This is a genomic window from Aeromicrobium sp. REDSEA-S38_B2 (assembly GCF_001628525.1).
Taxonomy (GTDB): domain Bacteria; phylum Actinomycetota; class Actinomycetes; order Propionibacteriales; family Nocardioidaceae; genus Aeromicrobium; species Aeromicrobium erythreum.
This window is the reverse complement of the sequence record NZ_LUNH01000012.1, coordinates 26,257-43,218: the sequence shown is the minus strand read 5'-3', so window position 1 is coordinate 43,218 and position 16,962 is coordinate 26,257. Positions and strand designations below refer to the sequence as shown.

Sequence of the window (16,962 nt, the reverse complement as noted above, 5' to 3'; positions counted from 1 at the left end):
AGCCAGCACCTGTGAGCACCCCCTTCGTCGTCGCCGTCGACGGTCCGTCCGGATCGGGCAAGTCCAGCACGGCACGAGGCGTGGCAACGCGCCTGTCGCTGGCCTACCTCGACACGGGCGCGATGTACCGCGCGGTCACGTGGGCGCTGCTGCAGCGTGGCACCGACCTCGGCGACCCCGCCGCCATCGCGCGTGACGCGGTCGACCTGCGGCTGGAGTCGGGTACCGACCCGCAGTCGCCCACCATCGCCGTCGACGGCGCCGACGTCTCCGAGGCCGTCCGCGACGACGACGTGAACGCCCACGTGAGCCCCGTGGCGGCAGTGCCTGAGGTGCGCAGCATGCTCGTCGACCAGCAGCGCGCGATCATCGCCGAGGCCACGGGCGGCATCGTCGTGGAGGGTCGCGACATCGGGTCGACGGTGGCTCCCGACGCCCCGGTGAAGGTGTTCCTCGTCGCCGACGCTCAGGCGCGTGCCGCACGTCGGGCGGCGGAGCGAGGTGGGGCCGACGAGGCCGCGACCGCCGCGTCGCTGGCCGCCCGCGACGCCATCGACTCCACCCGCGCCACGTCGCCGCTGACGCGTGCCGACGGCGCCGTGCAGATCGACGGCACCCATCTCACGCTCGACGAGGTCGTCGACGCGGTGGTGCAGCTGGTCGAGGAGGCCCGGACGACGTGACCGAGCCCCTGGTCGGCGCCGGCGCCCCGGCGTACGCGCCGCGTGCCCTGCCGGAGGCGGGACTGCGGTCGCTGCGCCCGGTCGTGCGCCGCTCCGTCCACCGGCAGTGGGACGTGCGCCAGCGCGGCGCGCACCACGTGCCCGTCGCGGGCCCGGTCATCCTCGCCAGCAACCACGTGGGGTGGCTCGACGGCCCGCTGCTCATCCTGTGCGCCCCGCGCCACGCGCACGCACTCGTCAAGCGGGAGGCCTTCGAGGGTCGCACCGCCCGGGTCCTGCGCCTCGCCGGCCAGATCCCGGTGCGGCGGGAGGAGCGCGACGTCGGCGCCCTGCGCACGGCGGCCGGTGCGCTCGCGGCCGGCCAGTGCGTCGTCGTGTACCCGGAGGGTCAGCGTGGCGCAGGTGACGTGCGGCGGACGAAGGACGGCGTCGCGTGGCTCGCGATGGTCTCCGGCGCGCCCGTCGTGCCGGTGGCGCTGTTCGGCACGCGGGCGCCGGGCGGGCACCCGGAGAGCAGGCCCGCGCGGGGCGCGCGGATCGACGTCGTCTACGGTGAACCCTTACGGATCGCGCCCGTTCCGTGGCCCCGCACCCGGGCCCACGTGGCCGAGGTCGGGCGCCGGATCACCGATCACCTGCGGCACCACGTCGAGTGGGCCGCGGACACCGGGCACCTGCAGCTGCCCGGCCCCCTGCCCGAAGGAACTGCCGATGTCTGAGTCCACCGCGCCGCGCGGCGACGCGCCCCTGCCCGTCCTGGCGGTCATCGGACGGCCCAACGTCGGCAAGTCGACGCTCGTCAACCGCATCATCGGCCGCCGCGAGGCCGTCGTCGAGGACGTCCCCGGCGTCACCCGCGACCGCGTGCCCTACGACGCGGAGTGGAACGGCAAGGCCTTCACCGTGGTCGACACGGGCGGCTGGGACCCCGACGCCCGCGGGCTCGCGGAGCGGATCGCCGCGCAGGCCGAGGTGGCCGTGCAGGCCGCCGACGCCGTCCTCTTCGTCGTCGACGCCACGGTCGGCATCACCGACGCCGACGAGGCGGTCGTGCGGATCCTGCGCGCGGCGAAGAAGCCCGTGGTCCTGGCAGCGAACAAGGTCGACGACCAGCGGGGCGAGCTCGAGGCGGCGTCGCTCTGGAACCTGGGGCTCGGCGAGCCGTACCCCGTCTCCGCGCTGCACGGTCGCGGCAGCGGCGACATGCTCGACGCCGTCCTCGCCGCGCTGCCCGACGCGCCCGAGGAGCGGGAGTCCGAGATCGGCGGTCCGCGCCGGGTCGCCATCGTCGGCAAGCCCAACGTGGGCAAGTCGAGCCTGCTGAACCAGCTCGCGGGGGAGTACCGGGTCGTCGTCGACGACGCGTCCGGCACGACCGTCGACCCCGTCGACGAGCTGGTGGAGCTCGGCGGACGCGAGTGGCGCTTCATCGACACCGCCGGCATCCGCCGCCGGGTCCGCGAGGCGTCGGGGCATGAGTACTACGCGAGCCTGCGCACGTCGACGGCGATCGAGCGCGCCGAGGTCGCCGTCGTCATCGTCGACGCGAGCATGCCGTTCACCGAGCAGGACATCCGCATCGTCTCCTCGGTCGCCGAGACCGGCCGCGCCCTCGTCGTCGCGTTCAACAAGTGGGACAAGGTCGACGAGGAGCGCCGCTACTACCTGGAGCGCGAGATCGAGCGCGAGCTCGTGCAGGTGCAGTGGGCCCCGCGCATCAACATCGCCGCCCGCACCGGCTGGCACGTCGACCGGCTCGTGCGCGCGCTCGACGCCGCCCTCGAGGGCTGGGAGACGCGCATCGGCACGGGCGCGCTGAACTCCTTCCTCGGGCGGCTCGTCGCCGAGCACCCGCACCCGGTGCGCGGCGGCAAGCAGGCCAAGATCCTCTTCGGCACGCAGGCCTCGACCGCTCCGCCGACGTTCATCCTCTTCACGTCGGGGAAGCTGGAGGCGGGCTACGTGCGCTTCGTCGAGCGTCGGCTGCGCGAGGAGTTCGGCTTCGTCGGCACGCCGATCCACATCCAGCAGCGTCCGCGCGAGAAGCGCAAGCGCTGACGGGACGGGCTCGTGCCGCCGCGTTCGCCCCTGCCGCCGCGCCACGGGCTCGGCGCCGCCTGGGTGCGCACGCCCGACCACGACCGCACCCGGCCCTCGCCCGCCCCGACCATGGGCGCCTGGTTGCGCCAGAAGCTGCCCGAGCGCGTCGGGGTCGAGGAGCTGCTCGCCGAGGGTCGGTTCGTGCTCGACGACGGGACGCCGCTCACGGGTGAGGAGCCCTACCGTCCGCACACGTTCGTGTGGTTCCACCGTGCGCTGCGCGACGAGCCGGAGGTGCCGGGCACGATCGACGTGCTGCACGAGGACGAGCGGCTGCTGGTGGTCGACAAGCCGCCGTTCCTGGCGACGATCCCGCGCGGACGGCACGTGCGCCAGAGCGTCACGGTGCGGCTGCGCGACAGCCTCGACCTGCCGGAGCTGACGCCCGCGCACCGTCTGGACCGCGTGACGTCGGGCGTGCTGGTGCTGGTGAAGGAACGGCGGTGGCGCGGCGCGTACCAGCAGCTGTTCGCCGAGCGCGCGATGCGCAAGACGTACCTCGCCCTCGCGCCCTACGACCCGTCCCTGGAGCTGCCGACGACCGTGCGCGACCACGTGCGCAAGGACCGTGGGACGCTGCGCGCCGAGGTCGTGCCGGACGCCCCCGTGAACGCGGTGACGCACGTGGAGCTGCAGGAGGTCCGGGGCGACGAGGCCGTGTACCGCCTCCGCCCCGAGACCGGCCGCACCCACCAGCTGCGCCTGCACCTCTGCGGGCTCGGCGTGCCGATCGTCGGCGACCCGCTGTACCCCGACGTGCTCGACGTCGCGGTCGACGACATGACCACCCCGTTGCAGCTCCTGGCCCACGAGCTCGCCTTCACCGACCCCGTCGACGACGCCCCGCGTCGCTTCACGAGCCGCCGCGCCCTGCCCCTCACGAACGCCTGAGGCCAGGTGGGGTCGCGGCGAGCGCGTACGGTAGGCTGGCTCAGGTTGTTCGGGCTGTAGCGCAGCTTGGTAGCGCACCTGACTGGGGGTTAAGGGGTTTACCCCGCTCTGGTCGGCCCGAACAACTGAAAATCGATGCCACGGGCTGTGGCGCAGCTTGGTAGCGCACCTGACTGGGGGTCAGGGGGTCGCAGGTTCAAATCCTGTCAGCCCGACGTAAAAGCCCAGGTGAGACTAGGTTTCTCGCCTGGGCTTCATCTTGTCCGATGGCCGTTTTTCGTGGTCCCCCTCTGGTCCCCCAACGCTCTCGCCGGCGGTCGCCTGCAGACGAACGGAGTGCCTCGAATCTGCTTCCTGTGGATAAGGGGACCAAAAGGGGACCAGAACGGTTCCGGGGGTGTTCGCGCCGGTGTGGGCGTGCATCACAGGCCCCTGGACGGGGTGCTTCCGCGCTGGGCGTACTTGCGCTGTCCGGCGGCGGAGAGGAAGGCGTTGGCCTGCTCGGCCGCCGACGCGAGGTGGCGGTCGTCGGGGTGTAGGTAGCCGCGGGTGGTCTCCATTGAGGCGTGTCCGAGGATGTCTTGGAGGACGTGCAGCGGGATGCCTGCGTCGGCCATCCAGGTCGCCCCGGTGTGGCGCAGCCCGTGCCGGGTGAGGTCAGGCAGGCCGAGCTTCGCGACGATGCCGTCCCAGTTGGTGGCGTCGCGGACGGTCGCGGTGGTGAGGTAGCCGCCCTTCGGGCCGACCAGCACCGAGTCCTCGGGCTTCTTGCCGTCGGTGAGGCGTTCCAGCACGGGGCGGAGCGGTTCGAGGATCGGCACGCGGCGTTCTTTGCGGCTCTTGGTCGGCTTGGTGACCAGCCCGCCCTTGCCGGGGAACACCTGCCGGCGGATCACCACGAGGTTCTTGGCGAAGTCGACGTCCCCTACTTGCAACCCGGACACCTCCGAGGATCGGGCCGCGAGCAGCGCGGCGAGCATCACGAAGTCGCTGTAGGACTGATGGACCTTCCCGCATGCGCGTGCGAGGCGATTGAGGGTCTTCATGTCCGGGATGGCGTGCGCCCGCGGGGAGGCGTGTTTGGCTGCCTGTCCGCGAAAGGCGTTGCGGTTCAGGCTTCGCTTGGCGCGGTTCTTCGCGGGGTTGATCTGGATCAGCCCGTCCCGCACGGCTTCATCGAGCACCCGCACGAGCGGGGCGATGGTGTTCTTGATGGTCGAGGCGCCGTGGCGCTGTTCCCACTCATCGATGGTGCGGTCGATGATGCCGGCGGTGATCTGGGTGACCGGCAAGTGCCCGAGCGCGGGCAGCACCCGTAGCTTCAGCCCGTACCCGTAGGTCTCGCCGGTGGACGTCGGATCCAGGCCACGCGCCCACCGGTCGCCGATGGAAGTGACGAACTCCAGCAGCGTCATGGACACATCCATGCCCTTGGTCGAGGAGTTGCGGAGCTGGTCGAAGAAGGCGTGCGCAGCCGCTTCGTCGCGCACGATCTCCGATCGGATCACCCGGCGCTTGGTGGTCGGGTCGGTCCACCGGGCGCGGGCACGAATGCCGTAGGAGCGGCGCTCCATGTCCGTGGAGACCTTCACGCCGATCGGCGGGACCGGCTTGGGCTCGGCGGTCGGCTGCGGCTCAGCTCTCCGGGGCATGATCGTGTTCCAGCTCGCCCAGCCAGCGGTCCACGGCATCGAGCCGGTACCGGGCGATCCCGCCCAGCCGCAGGAACGGCGGCCCGGTCCCGGCCGAGCGCCACCGCGACAGCGTGGACTCCGACACCTTCAAGTACGCGGCGACCTCGCGACTATCCAGCAGCGGCGTGACGACCAGCGCCTCGGTCTTGTCGCTCAAAACACTTCTCCAGTGCCAGGGTCGAGGTCGCGGTAGAACGCTTCCTCGGCTTCGCGGCGGGCTTGGACGTCGGCCATGACGAACTCCACGAACTCGGCGTCGCGGTCGATGATCGGGATGTCCTCGATGGGGTCGCGGGGTTCCTCCCCGGGCCAGACAGTCTGCCTGGTGGGGCGGTCGCGGTCGAGACGGGTGCCAGAGGCGGCGACCCATTCTCGGAGCCGCTGCCGGGCGTCGGCGAAGTCGCGGTGCCAGCCGAGCGGTGCGCTGCCGTTCTGGTCGGGGTCGTAGGCGCAGAGCCAGTGCAGGTGCAGCGCGCTCAGCTCCCACAGCAGCTCGGGGTGCATGTGCCAGGCCGGCGGGATCACGGAGGCGTGGAGCCCGTAGGTGTGGCGCAGCCAGTCCACCCAGCGGTTGAGTTCCAACCACTCGGCCTCGGCGTCCTCGGCACTCAGCAGGTTCCAGTTGATCGGGTGCGGCGGTTCGGCGATCAGCGGCTCGTCGTAGCCTTCGTCGTCCATCTCGTCCACATCCGAGTCGGGAACGTCGTTCGTCGTGGCGTCGCCGTGAGGTTCGTCGGACATGCTTGGCTCCTGTCTGCTCCCTGGCCCCGGTGGTGCCGGGCGGTTGTGGCGGGCAGGTGCTCCTTGCTGCGACCGGCGTTCAGGTGTCGGAGCGGCGCAGCAGGGCTTCCATCTCGGTGCGGTCGGCGACGAGCTGGCCAGCGTCGGGGCGCTTCGGCCAGGGGTGCAGGTCGGTGACGATCGGTGGTGCGGCACGCAGCAGCACGATCCCGGTCCCGAACGGGAGACGCCTGATCTTGTCGGGCGGGAAGATCGGCACCCGGCGCACGGACCTCTGGTTGGAGCGGGTGCCGTGATCGCCCAGCGTCACGGAGTCGGTGTATTCGTCGCGTTCGCCGACCAGGGCGCTCAGGTCTTGCAGGTCCCGGCTGTTGGATGCGCCGCCGAGGATGACCTTGACGATGCTCGCGTCCCAGATCGCGTTCGCCTGGTGCTCGTTCCACTTGTCCCGCGCCTGCGCGAGCGATTGGAGCACCGGCATCGTTGTGATCCCCGACCCGCCGCCTTCGGCCATCAGTGTCGGCAGTGACGGCAACGGCGAGAGGTTGGCTATCTCGTCCAGCGCGAGCAGCATCGGCGGATCGAGACGGGCGCCGGCCGATCGTGCGGCCAGGCGGCGGGCGGTCTCGATGAGGTCTTCCACGAGCGCCGCGACGAGCGGGGCGCTGGCTCCGGCACCGGAGCCGGTTGCCAACAGGAACAACGTGCCGCGGTCGCGGATGAACGCCTCGGGGTCGAAACCCTCACCAGGGGCGGGTGATACGGCGTCGAGCACGCGCGGGTCGGCCAGCGAGCCGAGAGCCAGGGAGACGCCCTGCCAGATCGAGTCGCGGGTGCGGGGGTCGGAGTCGATCATCGCTTCCAGGGACTCGGCCCATCCGGTCGCGGCCTGGGTGGAGCCGGTCAGGATCGCCACCGCGTCAGCGGCCGCGGTCGGATCGAGAGTCCACCGGAACAGCTCGGCGGGCGGTCGGTTGTCGATCGCCGCCGCGTGCAGCAGTGCTTGGAGCGCGGCCCGTGTCTTGCCCTCCCAGAAGCCTCCGCTATCGACGCCGCCCGCGGACAGGCCGGTGCCGGCGGCGAGCCCGGTGGCGCGGATCATCGCCGTCTGCGGTGACTCGCAGCCCCGGACGGGTGCGGCGGGCGCGCATGGTCGCGGTGAGGTTGTCCGGCCTGGTCGAGGTGACGACGACGGCACCGGGGGCATCGAGGATCGCCGGGATCACCAGATGCAGGCCCTTCCCGGAGCGGGGCGGGCCGATGACCATGATCGAGTCCTCGACCGAGGCCCACACGCCGGCGCTCTTGGAGGTGCCGAGCCGGTATCCCACCTCCTGTGGCCGTGGGTCGCTCAGACCGGGGCGCAGGTTTCCGGCGCGGCGCAGCAGCGCCTTGTCGGACGCAGCGGCGGTGACCTCGTGCCGGGTGGCGATCCCGGCCATGCGTCGCGGATCGGCTTCGATCCGGTGAGTGTGGCGGCGCAGCCGTAGCCACACCCAGAGCCCGCCGGTGACGAGGCCGGCGAGCAGCAGCCCGGCGACGAGCCAGTAGATGACCGGGTTGAGGCCGTCTGCGTCGAGCGCCAGGCCGGGATCGCCGGGGCGGAACAGCACTCCGACCCCGGCGGCGGGATCGCTGGCCGGCTGGGGTGTGCCGGTCAGGAACGCGGCCACTGATCCAGCGGCGCGCAGGATCAGCGCGACGCCGAACAGGACGACCAGGCCGATCATCGCGGCGTTGGTCAGCTCGTCCCCGAACGAACCGGTCTGGTGACCCTGCTCGTTCACGGCAGCCGCCGGATGTTCGTGGTGCCGGAGACGCGGCCGAACAGGATGACTTCGATGACCCCGCCGGCGTGATCCACTCCGACCCCGGCCGGGTCGATGAGGGCACGGGTGGTGCCGGTGTGGGCGGCGTCGGTGTGCCCGGTGATGACGGCGACCGCCACGTCCTCGCCGGGAACGAACCCCTCGCCCTCGATGGCGTAGAGCACCGGCCCGGTTGGCGCTTCGGGTTCCGATGTGGGCTCGGGGCGGGAACGCCGGCGGCGGGCGGCGATGATGTCGGTGAAGGTCGTGCCGTCCGCTTCGCGGACCTCGACCCTGGCCGGTGTCGTCCGGTCGTTCGTGGCGCGGTCGATGATCTGCCCGAACGAGGATCGTCGCCAGGGCGGCGCAAAAGGGTCGGGGTCCAACCGTTTCCCGTCGACGGTGACGGTCACGGTGCCGTCCTCGCGCACGTCAAGCACGACGAGCGGGATCGAGACCGGGACAGGCTCAGGCTGCGGCTTGGGTTTCCTCATGCCGCCAGGTGCACCCGCCCCCTACCGGCAACAGTCAAGGGCCGCAGGACGCACGGGGGTTGGCGGCCGGGCCGGTCACGACTCCGGGAGGAACCGTTCGGCGATCCCCAGCAAGCGTCAGTCCAACCGATGAATCGTCAGGAGTCCGGACGAACGTTCAAGAATACGGGGAATTTCTAGCCTTCTGTCTCTACAGCCGCATCTTCGTTGCAGGTCTTCGTTGCCCGTGAGGTGCGCCGTGCGCGACAGTGGACAGGAGCGCTCTCAGGAATCTCGACAGATCATCATGATTCCTTGAGGCCGTAATGCACTATGCGATTATGATCATCGAGCCGCCGGCTGATAGCTCCCTGCAAGCACGTGAACGGGACGCGGCGACTACTTCTCGATCTGAGCGTTGAGCAGCCCGATGAACTCATCTGCAGCATCAAGCTGCTGCGCGAGCTTCGCTCGACGCTCTTGCGCGTCATCCAGGAACTGCGCCAACGCGACTTCTCCGTCCGCTCCGCGCGCGTCATTGCTGCGCGTACTGTCCAGCGCTCGGAGCAAGTCACCCATCTGCTCCAGCGAATACCCCAGCGGCTTCATCCGGCGGATCAGCATGAGCCGGTCGTAGTCGTCCTCGGTGTAAAGACGGAACCCACCCTCTGAGCGGCCCGACGGGGCGAGTAGCCCGATCTGGTCGTAGTGGCGGATCGTGCGCAACGACAGCCCCGTGCGTTCGGCCAGCTCTCCGATGTGCATCATTCCGGATCCAGGCATGGGTTGCTCCTTCGTGATTCGCTCTCAACCCTCACGTTACGTTAGAGTCGACTTTTGTGCCCGCGTCTTCTGCCGGGCATCCTCCCGACTGCCAGACCGCAAGTGGGGGCTGTCGGGCGCGCGCCGAGACGCGCGCTCTCACTCTTCGATGGTGTCACGCCTGACCCGCCCTGACCTTGGAGGCCTGCCTCATGACCACAGTGACCATGACCGCTGAAGACCGAAACCGGTATCGGCCCGAACCCTCAGTGCTGACCGCGCTCAAGACCCCGCGCATCCTCACCCGCGAAGTCCTCGCCGGCCTCGTCGTGGCCATGGCCCTGATCCCGGAGGCGATCAGCTTCTCGATCATCGCCGGAGTCGATCCCAAGGTCGGGCTGTTCTCCTCGTTCATCATGGCTGTCACCATCGCGTTCGTCGGCGGGCGCCCCGCGATGATCACCGCCGCCACCGGGGCAATCGCACTCGTCATTGCGCCGGTGGCGCGGGAGTACGGGATGGACTACTTCATCGCCACTGTGCTGCTCGCAGGCGTGCTGCAGATCGTGCTCGCCGTGTTCGGAGTCGCGAAGCTCATGCGGTTCATCCCGCGCAGCGTCATGGTCGGCTTCGTCAACGCCCTGGCGATCCTGATCTTCATGGCCCAGGTACCCGAACTCGTCGGCGTGCCCTGGATGGTTTACCCGCTGGTTGCAGTAGGGCTGCTGATCATGATCTTCATGCCGAAGATCACCAAGATCATCCCGGCGCCCTTGGTGTCGATCGTGCTCGTCACTGCTGCGGTCGTGGTCTTCGCGATCAACGTTCCCGCCGTCGGCGACAAGGGCGAGCTGCCTCGCAGCCTGCCCGAGCTGTTCATCCCGAACGTGCCTTTGACCTGGGAAACGCTGACGATCATCGCCCCCTACGCGTTGGCGATGGCGCTGGTCGGGCTCATGGAATCGCTGATGACCGCGAAACTCGTCGACGATATTACCGACACGCACTCGAACAAGACCCGCGAAGGCTGGGGGCAGGGCGTCGCGAACCTCGTCTCCGGCTTCTTTGGCGGTATGGGCGGCTGCGCGATGATCGGCCAGACCATGATCAACGTCAAGGCCTCCGGCGCGCGCACCCGAATCTCGACGTTCCTCGCCGGTGTGTTCCTCCTGATCCTCATCGTCGTCCTCGGCGACATCGTCGCGATCATCCCGATGGCCGCCTTGGTCGCGGTGATGATCATGGTCTCGGTCGGCACCTTCGACTGGCACTCCATCAAACTGTCCACCCTGCGCCGGATGCCCAAGAGCGAGACCACCGTCATGGTCATCACCGTCGCTGTCGTCGTGGCCACCCACAACCTCGCAATCGGCGTCGTCGTCGGCGTGTTCGTCGCCTCCGTGATGTTCGTCCGCCGCGTCGCCCACCTCATCGACGTGCGCCGCGAGGTCACCGAGCAGGACGGCGCGCCAGTCGCGCACTACACGGTCGAAGGGCAGCTGCTGTTCGCCTCCAGCAACGACCTCACCACGATGTTCGAGTACGCCGACGACCCCGACCGGGTGGTCATCGACCTCACGAAATCCCACATCTGGGACGCCTCCACCGTCGCCGCGCTCGACGCGATCGAGACGAAGTACGAACAGCACGGCAAGACCGTCGAGTTCATCGGCATGAACGACTACACCACCGCGTTCCACGCCCGACTAACCGGCGGGCTCGGCAACGGACACTAATATCATCAGCCTGAACCGTGGGGTCGCATCTTCCACGAACATGCGACCCCATAAGCCCTCCACAAGAGTCTCGATCCTCGTCTTCCCGCGAATCAGGCTTCAGGAATCTTGAACCTACGGGGATCGCCGGTCATGCGAGCGGTGGTGTCGAACGCGGCCAGCTCGGCGGGGTGGAGTTGGTGCTGCACGACGAAGGCCCGGTCCTTGATCCGCCAGAGCCCTTGCCCGGTGCCGAGTCCGGGCAGCAGGCCGCGTTCGGTGCCGGTCAGTCCGAGCGCGACGGCGGTAGGGCCGAGCTGATCGGTCTCCTGCCGGTAGACGATCCTGGTCTCCGCGTTGGCCAGCAGGCTGTTTGCCAGAGCCCGGTTCGCCGACCCGGCATCGCCGACGTTCTCCAAGTCGGTGAGCTTGTGGAACACCAGCAGGTTCGCCAGCCCGTAGTGTCTCGCCAGCCGCCAGTGCGCGTCCATCCTCCGTAGGAGCGCCGGGTGGGACATGAGCCTCCATGCCTCGTCGTAGACGACCCATCTGCGGCCCCCGTTGGGGTCGAGCAGGGCGGCTTCCATCCATGCGGATGAGCAGGTCATCAGCACCGAAATCAGCGTGCTGTTCTCGGTGACGCGCGAGAGGTCGAGGCTGACCATCGGCAGGGACGGGTCGAACCTGACGGTGCTGGGCCCGTCGAACAAACCGGCCAAGTCCCCGGCCACCAACCGGCGCAGCGCGTGGCCGACCTGGCGGCCGTCCTCGGTGAGTCGCCCGTCCGGGTCGTCGGCAGGGTCGGGGCGCAGCAGCCGCTCGACCACCATCGGCAGGATCGGCACGGCCGCATCGCGCACCGCGCCGGCCAGGGCCGTGTCGATCGCGGTGTGCTCCAACGGCGCCAACCGCCGATCCAGCACCGTCTCCGTCAAGGCTCCGAGCAGATCGCGGCGTCGCGCGGCCAGGGTGGTGGCCCACTCCTGATCCGACAGGCCGCCGGGCCGGTAGCCCTCATCCAATGGGTTGAGCCTGTTGCCCATCCCGTGCCCGAGGACGATTGCTTTCCCGCCGACTGCCTCCGCGACGCCGGAGTGCTCGCCCTTGGGGTCGCCGGGCACATAGACGCGATACCCGAAGGGCAGACTGCGGGTGTAGAGGCTCTTGGCGAGCGAGGACTTCCCGGAGCCGACGATCCCGGCCAAGATCAGGTTCGGCGCGGTGATGATGCCCCTCCGGTACAACTCCCACGGGTCGTACACGAACGACGAGCCGCTGTAGAGGTCTTGGCCGATGAAGATTCCCGCGGCTCCGAGCCCGGCTTCGGCCAGGAACGGGTACTGCCCGGCGAGCACGGCACTGGTGTCCTGATGCCGGGGCACCCGAAACCGGCCCGGTGTCCTCAGCGCCGCTGGACCGGGCTCGCCGGCGGCGGGCAGGTAGACCGTGGCGCGGCGTTCGGCCCGTTCGGCGGCGGCCTTGGCCTGGGCCGCTGCCTTTTCGACGTGACGCTGCTCGGCGACGAGCCGGGCGGCGGCTTGCCGCCGCTGCTTGCGCAGCCGGCGCCGCTCCGAGGCGGGCGCGACGAGGACAGCGGTATGCAGCTTCTCGCCCCGGCTCACAACGACCGCCCCCGCGTCTCGGAGACCCAACCGCCGGCGAGACGGTCGAACCACGACGAGTCCGGCGCCGGGCGAGGTCGCTGCGGCATGTCCGGCTTGGGCTGCGGCGAGTCCTCAATGCCGAGCAGGGCCAGCGCGTCCGCGTTCTGGTGAGCGGTCTCAGCGACCCAGCCGGGGAACAGGCCCTCGTGTTCGGAGCTGCTGCCAGGGTTGTTGATGGCGTGCTGGCGGGCGTCGCCGGCCGCGGTCAGGTAGCCAGCGAGGTCGCGCATCGCGCGGTCCGGGGCCACGGCCGCTCCGGCTCCGGTGAACAGGTCCCGGCCGTCGAGCGTCTGCCCGGTCGCGGTGTCCTCGATGCGGTGAGCGTATCGCTGGTGCTCGCCCAGTGGCGAGTCCGGCCATACGGTCAAGGTGAGCGTCCCTACTTGCCGGGACATCGGAGCAGTGGGGTCTGCGCTGTTCATGGCGGGCAGGTGCACGCCCGCGCGTCTCTGTGGTGGCTATGTCAGAGCGACAGCCCGCGAGCCTGCTTGACCGCGGCGACGCCGGGATGCTCGAACCAGCCCCCGTCTCGGACGGCGCTGCGTCGAGCTGCCGTCTCGCGGCCGGCGGTGTCGCGGGTCGGCGGGACGTGCACGGCGGTGGGCGGGTCGATGGCGTCTTCGGCGGGGATCAGGTGCCGTCGGTAGAGCGCGACGTGCCCGGCTTGGAGGTTGTAGGTCATGGCGTAGTCGCCGGTCTCGGCCTGCCGGTCTCCGGGGTAGACGGGGGCGGTGTCGTGGACATCCCCGTTCTCGAAGGCGGCGTTGGTGGTCTCGTCGCCGTAGTCCCACATGGACAGATGCTCGATGGCCGCCTCGTCGCCGCCTCGGTCGATGAGGTCGAGAGTCTGGTCGGCTTCCTCGCCTTGGAGGAACACGACGCCGATCCACCGCTCGACACGTCGGTCCTGCGGGTTCCAGACGATCCGGCCTGACTGGTTGAAGGCGGCGCTGAGGCAGTCGTCGGCCTGGTCGATGAGGGTGCCGGCCTGGTGCAGCTCGTCGGCGGCCGCCAGTGCCGCGGCCGCGCCGGCGGCGTGGTCGCGGGCGTCGTCGGTGACGTGGTGCTGACGGGTCAGGTGGGCGGTGGCGAGCTGATCGAGCACCTGCCGCAGCGATCGCAGCCCGCCCAGCAGGTCTCCTATCACGGCGTAGGTGTCGGCCGGGTTCTCGAAGGCGCGGGTGGCGTGCGCGAGCCCGCGCAACGCCTCGTAGGCTTCGCTGGCGTCGCGGGCCGGATCAGTGAACGTGGGCATCACGGGCCTCCTTCAACGAGGGTGGGATGCCTGCCAGGTGAGCGCGCCGCTCACACCGTGCGGCACAGCGGCAGCGCCGCCGCCGTGAACGCGACCGCTTGCTGGCCGACGAGCCGCCGGGTCTCGCAGGAGGCCTGGATCGCGGCTTGTTCGATCGCGGCGACCGCGGCTTCCAGCTCGTCGACGCTGGGGGCGGAGACGGAGATGAGCCCGGAGACGCGCAGCACGCCGTGGCCGGCGGTCAGGTCGGCTTCTTGTTGCAGGACGTCCTGGTACTCGGCGGTCTGGGCGGCGTCCTCGATCTGCCCGATCCGGGCGCGCTGGGCTGCATCCGAGATGTGCTCGACCTTCTTCTTGCGGATGTCGCGGGCCGCCTGGTCCGAGCGCATCGGGGTGTAGACCAACGACACCGATCGTTGGATGCCGGTGGAGAGCAGCACCGGCGCGAGAAACCCCGGATAGACGAGACTGCGGGGCCATTCCGAGACCCACAGGACGGTGTGCCACGCGGAGTCGGTGCGCAGGTTGCCCCAGGTCTCGGTGACCGCCACCGGCCCGGCGGCGGCGAGTTCCTGCCCGAGCCGCCCGTGGCGCTCCAAGGTGGCGGCCACGGCCGGGTCATACGCCGAGCGGAGGATGACCGCGACCTGACCGGGGCCGAGCCACCCCAAAGGGGTCAGGTCCGCAGACCGCAGCGCGGCGACCAAGGTCGCCATCTCCTGCCGGAGCACTGCGGCGGCGCCGCGGATGCCGCCGCCGGCGGTCCTGATCTGCCGGGCGGCGACCTTCATGTCCAGGGAGAGGCTGACCGTGGTGGCGTGCCTTTCCCCGGCGGGGCCGGCCCGCTCGATCAGCTCGCGATAGGTGGTCGCGGCCCAGGAGCCGTCGTCGGTGCCGTGCTCGGCCCACCACTCGGCCAGCCCGCTACCGGAGTCCGGCAGGGTCCGTTCGAGCACTTGCAGGGTCGCGATCCTCCCGGACCGGCAGACCGTGGCGAGCACTCGCCCCCACGAGGCCACCCGCCGCTCCTGCTCGCCGGGGTCGAGCAAGATGAATGCCGGATGGGTCACTTCCGTCACGACTGTCAAGGTTGCCTGGCGGGGGTCGTGGATCATGCACGCCCCGGTCTCGGGGTCCAGGTGCTCCCGCAGCCGGGCCATGTCGCCGGGCAGCGCGAGGTTCCCGGCCGGGCGGGGCTTGACGATCCGGCGCCGGTAGAGCAGTTGTCCACCGGTGGAGCGCCACAGCCACCAGAGCGCGACCGGGAGCCATTCGACCATCGGCCTACCGGCGACCGGCACCCACGTCAGCACCATGGCGAGCAGCCAGACCGGGGCGGTGTAGGCCAGCAGCATCCCCGCGCCGCCGTAGAACGCGGCCAGCAGCGCCAGCCCGCCGATGCCGAGGGTGACGAGCTGTGCGACCGAAAGGCCGAGCAGCACCCCGCGGCGGGTGAGCCGGCTGAACTTCATTGGCGTCAGCTCGCTACCGGGTGTCTTCTGTTCCGTGGTGGGCATGACTGGTCACTCCTTGCCCCGCGGCGATGCCGTGGGGTTGGACGGCTCCGTGCGAATCCGCGGCTGCGGCGTGGACGGCGGGGGCGCCTGCGACGGCGGCGGGGTGCCGCCGTTCTGCCCAGCTGCTGCGTCCGCGGCGGTCTCGGCCTGACCGGCCACCGCGTGCCCCGCCTTTGGCCCGGCTTCGGCGGCGTCCTTGGCGACCTTCGCTCCGATCACGACGGCTGCCGCCGGTCCCGCGGCGGCCCCCGCTCCTGCTCCGGCACCTGCCCCGCCTCCGGCACCTGCGCCCGCTGCGCTGGCTCCGCCTCCTCCCGCAGCCGGCGCGGGAGCCTTGGGCGGTGGGGTTCCGCCTGATCCGCCACCGGACCCACCACCACCTGTCGGGCCTTCGAGAACCTTCTTGGGCTCGCCGCTGCCTTGAGGCTTGGACGGGATCGGGACGGGACGGTTTAGCGCGTTCTTGGCCTCCTGCTCGGTGCCCATCTGCTGGTACAGGTCGAAGCCGACGAAGGAGACGAAGCGGTAGACCATGTAGGGCGCGAAGGCCGCGATGCCCATGAGCACGATGCCGGTGATCGGTTCGGTGACGGCGGCGATGTCCAGCTCGATCGGGGTGGCGATCTGCGTGACCGCCAGCAAGAAGATGACGACGAGCACGAGCTTGCTGATGATGAGGGCGATCACGAACGCCGCCCATTTCCCGATCCACCCCTTGGTGGCGTCCCAGGACGCGCCGGCGAACGCGATCGGCGCGAGCACCACGCCGACCAGCAGCAGCGCCTTGCGGATCAGCAGGCTGAACCAGACGATCGCGACGGCGGCGATCATCAGCCCGGCCAGGAAGATGGTCACGATCGCGCCGACGCCGGGCGCGGCGATGTTGATGCCGCTCAGCCCGGCGGCGAGCAGGATGATCTTGTCGCCCATCGTCCCGGTGGTCTCCCCGGACGCCTGGATGATGCCGATGCAGAGCTGGTCCACGATTTCCAGTGCGAGCGCGGTCAGCGTGACGACCACGGACGCACCGAGCACCGATTTCGCCGCGCCGAGCGCCGCACGGGACAACGCGGTCGGGTCCCGGCGTATCAGCCCGGTGATGAGTTGCAGGCAGAAGAAGATGAGGACGAGGAAGACCCCGATGCCGAAGATCAGGTTGTAGACGCTGGTGAACCCGTCCGTCTGGACATCGACCAGCGTGGTCGTGTCGAACACGGCCCACATCGCCTCGATCAGCCAGCCGGCCGCGCCGCCCATCGCCTGGGCGAGCCAGTCGAACGGGGCGGCCACGACCGTCGCGGCCGCCTCGCCGGCCACGTCGCAGACGGTCGAAATCACGGGAACGTCGCAGACACCCATCACGAATCTCCTGCTGTGTGACCGGCCGTCTCAGACGGCCTGGCCGACGTTCCAGAAGAAGTTCACGAGCGTCACCGCCGCACCACAGATCACCGCAGCACCGCAGGAGATGAGGACGCCCAACTTCCCCCGACCGGAGAGGTGCGGGTTGCTGGAGTTGGCGCCGTAGGCCCACACGATCGCGCTCACGATCAGCGCCAGGACACTGAGGATGAGGCCGACCGTCATCACGGCGCCGACGATGGTGCGGAGCTGTTCGATGCCCGGCAGGCCGTTGCTGTTGGGGTCAATGTCGATCAC

The 16,962-nt window shown here is 70.1% G+C and carries 18 protein-coding genes and 2 tRNA genes; 7 read left to right on the top strand and 13 right to left on the bottom strand.

Translation table 11 applies throughout. The features are described from left to right. The first annotated feature begins 11 nt into the window (after positions 1–11). From cmk to A6Q81_RS02125, 6 genes are all read left to right on the top strand, one after another. Positions 12–683: a (d)CMP kinase gene (gene cmk, locus A6Q81_RS02150; protein ID WP_286689366.1), complete on the top strand. Its 672-nt coding sequence runs from the start codon at positions 12–14 to the stop codon at positions 681–683. Further along, a complete protein-coding gene (locus tag A6Q81_RS02145) occupies positions 680–1,402 on the top strand; it encodes a lysophospholipid acyltransferase family protein (RefSeq protein ID WP_067859106.1) in 723 nt (240 codons plus the stop codon). Before cmk ends, A6Q81_RS02145 begins: the two co-directional genes overlap by 4 nt. Then, positions 1,395–2,741 (top strand): ribosome biogenesis GTPase Der, encoded by a 1,347-nt coding sequence (der, locus tag A6Q81_RS02140; RefSeq protein WP_067859104.1) that lies wholly within the window; start codon positions 1,395–1,397, stop codon positions 2,739–2,741. The genes A6Q81_RS02145 and der overlap by 8 nt, the downstream gene beginning before the upstream one ends. A gap of 111 nt (positions 2,742–2,852) precedes the next feature. Beyond that, positions 2,853–3,674: a pseudouridine synthase gene (locus A6Q81_RS02135; RefSeq protein ID WP_286689380.1), complete on the top strand. Its 822-nt coding sequence runs from the start codon at positions 2,853–2,855 to the stop codon at positions 3,672–3,674. A 50-nt stretch (positions 3,675–3,724) separates the two neighbouring features. Beyond that, positions 3,725–3,795 (top strand) — tRNA-Pro (locus A6Q81_RS02130). A 20-nt stretch (positions 3,796–3,815) separates the two neighbouring features. Next, a tRNA-Pro gene (locus A6Q81_RS02125) sits at positions 3,816–3,889 on the top strand. A gap of 207 nt (positions 3,890–4,096) precedes the next feature. Here A6Q81_RS02125 and A6Q81_RS02120 read toward each other — a convergent pair. From A6Q81_RS02120 to A6Q81_RS02090, 7 genes are all read right to left on the bottom strand, one after another. Continuing rightward, the gene (locus tag A6Q81_RS02120; protein ID WP_286689365.1) at positions 4,097–5,266 is read right to left on the bottom strand and encodes a tyrosine-type recombinase/integrase; all 1,170 of its coding nucleotides are present in this window, start codon (positions 5,264–5,266) and stop codon (positions 4,097–4,099) included. Positions 5,267–5,309: 43 nt separating this feature from the next. Continuing rightward, a complete protein-coding gene (locus tag A6Q81_RS02115) occupies positions 5,310–5,525 on the bottom strand; it encodes a helix-turn-helix transcriptional regulator (protein ID WP_286689364.1) in 216 nt (71 codons plus the stop codon). Further along, positions 5,522–6,109: a hypothetical protein gene (locus tag A6Q81_RS02110; RefSeq protein ID WP_502692799.1), complete on the bottom strand. Its 588-nt coding sequence runs from the start codon at positions 6,107–6,109 to the stop codon at positions 5,522–5,524. The genes A6Q81_RS02115 and A6Q81_RS02110 overlap by 4 nt, the downstream gene beginning before the upstream one ends. Before the next feature lie 79 nt (positions 6,110–6,188). Then, positions 6,189–7,211 (bottom strand): type IV secretory system conjugative DNA transfer family protein, encoded by a 1,023-nt coding sequence (locus A6Q81_RS02105; RefSeq protein ID WP_286689363.1) that lies wholly within the window; start codon positions 7,209–7,211, stop codon positions 6,189–6,191. Further along, on the bottom strand, positions 7,153–7,896 hold the full coding sequence (locus tag A6Q81_RS02100; protein ID WP_286689362.1) for a type IV secretory system conjugative DNA transfer family protein: 744 nt from the start codon (positions 7,894–7,896) through the stop codon (positions 7,153–7,155). Before A6Q81_RS02100 ends, A6Q81_RS02105 begins: the two co-directional genes overlap by 59 nt. Beyond that, complete coding sequence (locus tag A6Q81_RS02095) at positions 7,893–8,411, bottom strand: hypothetical protein (RefSeq protein ID WP_286689361.1); 519 nt, start codon at positions 8,409–8,411, stop codon at positions 7,893–7,895. Before A6Q81_RS02095 ends, A6Q81_RS02100 begins: the two co-directional genes overlap by 4 nt. 378 nt (positions 8,412–8,789) lie before the next feature. After that, complete coding sequence (locus tag A6Q81_RS02090) at positions 8,790–9,173, bottom strand: helix-turn-helix domain-containing protein (RefSeq protein ID WP_286689360.1); 384 nt, start codon at positions 9,171–9,173, stop codon at positions 8,790–8,792. 191 nt (positions 9,174–9,364) lie between these two features. On the opposite strand from A6Q81_RS02090, the gene A6Q81_RS02085 reads away from it, so the two are divergent. Continuing rightward, positions 9,365–10,888 (top strand): SulP family inorganic anion transporter, encoded by a 1,524-nt coding sequence (locus A6Q81_RS02085; RefSeq protein ID WP_286689359.1) that lies wholly within the window; start codon positions 9,365–9,367, stop codon positions 10,886–10,888. Between the two features lie 92 nt (positions 10,889–10,980). Here the strand turns inward: A6Q81_RS02085 and A6Q81_RS02080 are convergent, their stop codons facing one another. From A6Q81_RS02080 to A6Q81_RS02055, 6 genes are read right to left on the bottom strand one after another with little or no spacing between them, the layout of a single operon-like run. Then, on the bottom strand, positions 10,981–12,489 hold the full coding sequence (locus tag A6Q81_RS02080; protein WP_286689358.1) for a putative type IV secretion/conjugal transfer ATPase: 1,509 nt from the start codon (positions 12,487–12,489) through the stop codon (positions 10,981–10,983). Next, the gene (locus tag A6Q81_RS02075; RefSeq protein ID WP_286689357.1) at positions 12,486–12,968 is read right to left on the bottom strand and encodes a hypothetical protein; all 483 of its coding nucleotides are present in this window, start codon (positions 12,966–12,968) and stop codon (positions 12,486–12,488) included. Before A6Q81_RS02075 ends, A6Q81_RS02080 begins: the two co-directional genes overlap by 4 nt. A 26-nt stretch (positions 12,969–12,994) precedes the next feature. Then, the gene (locus tag A6Q81_RS02070; protein ID WP_286689356.1) at positions 12,995–13,786 is read right to left on the bottom strand and encodes a hypothetical protein; all 792 of its coding nucleotides are present in this window, start codon (positions 13,784–13,786) and stop codon (positions 12,995–12,997) included. 50 nt (positions 13,787–13,836) lie between these two features. Beyond that, positions 13,837–15,303 (bottom strand): SCO6880 family protein, encoded by a 1,467-nt coding sequence (locus A6Q81_RS02065; RefSeq protein ID WP_286689355.1) that lies wholly within the window; start codon positions 15,301–15,303, stop codon positions 13,837–13,839. Between the two features lie 6 nt (positions 15,304–15,309). Next, positions 15,310–16,641 (bottom strand): TrbL/VirB6 family protein, encoded by a 1,332-nt coding sequence (locus A6Q81_RS02060; RefSeq protein ID WP_286689354.1) that lies wholly within the window; start codon positions 16,639–16,641, stop codon positions 15,310–15,312. Positions 16,642–16,692: 51 nt separating this feature from the next. Beyond that, a complete protein-coding gene (locus A6Q81_RS02055) occupies positions 16,693–16,962 on the bottom strand; it encodes a DUF6112 family protein (protein ID WP_286689353.1) in 270 nt (89 codons plus the stop codon).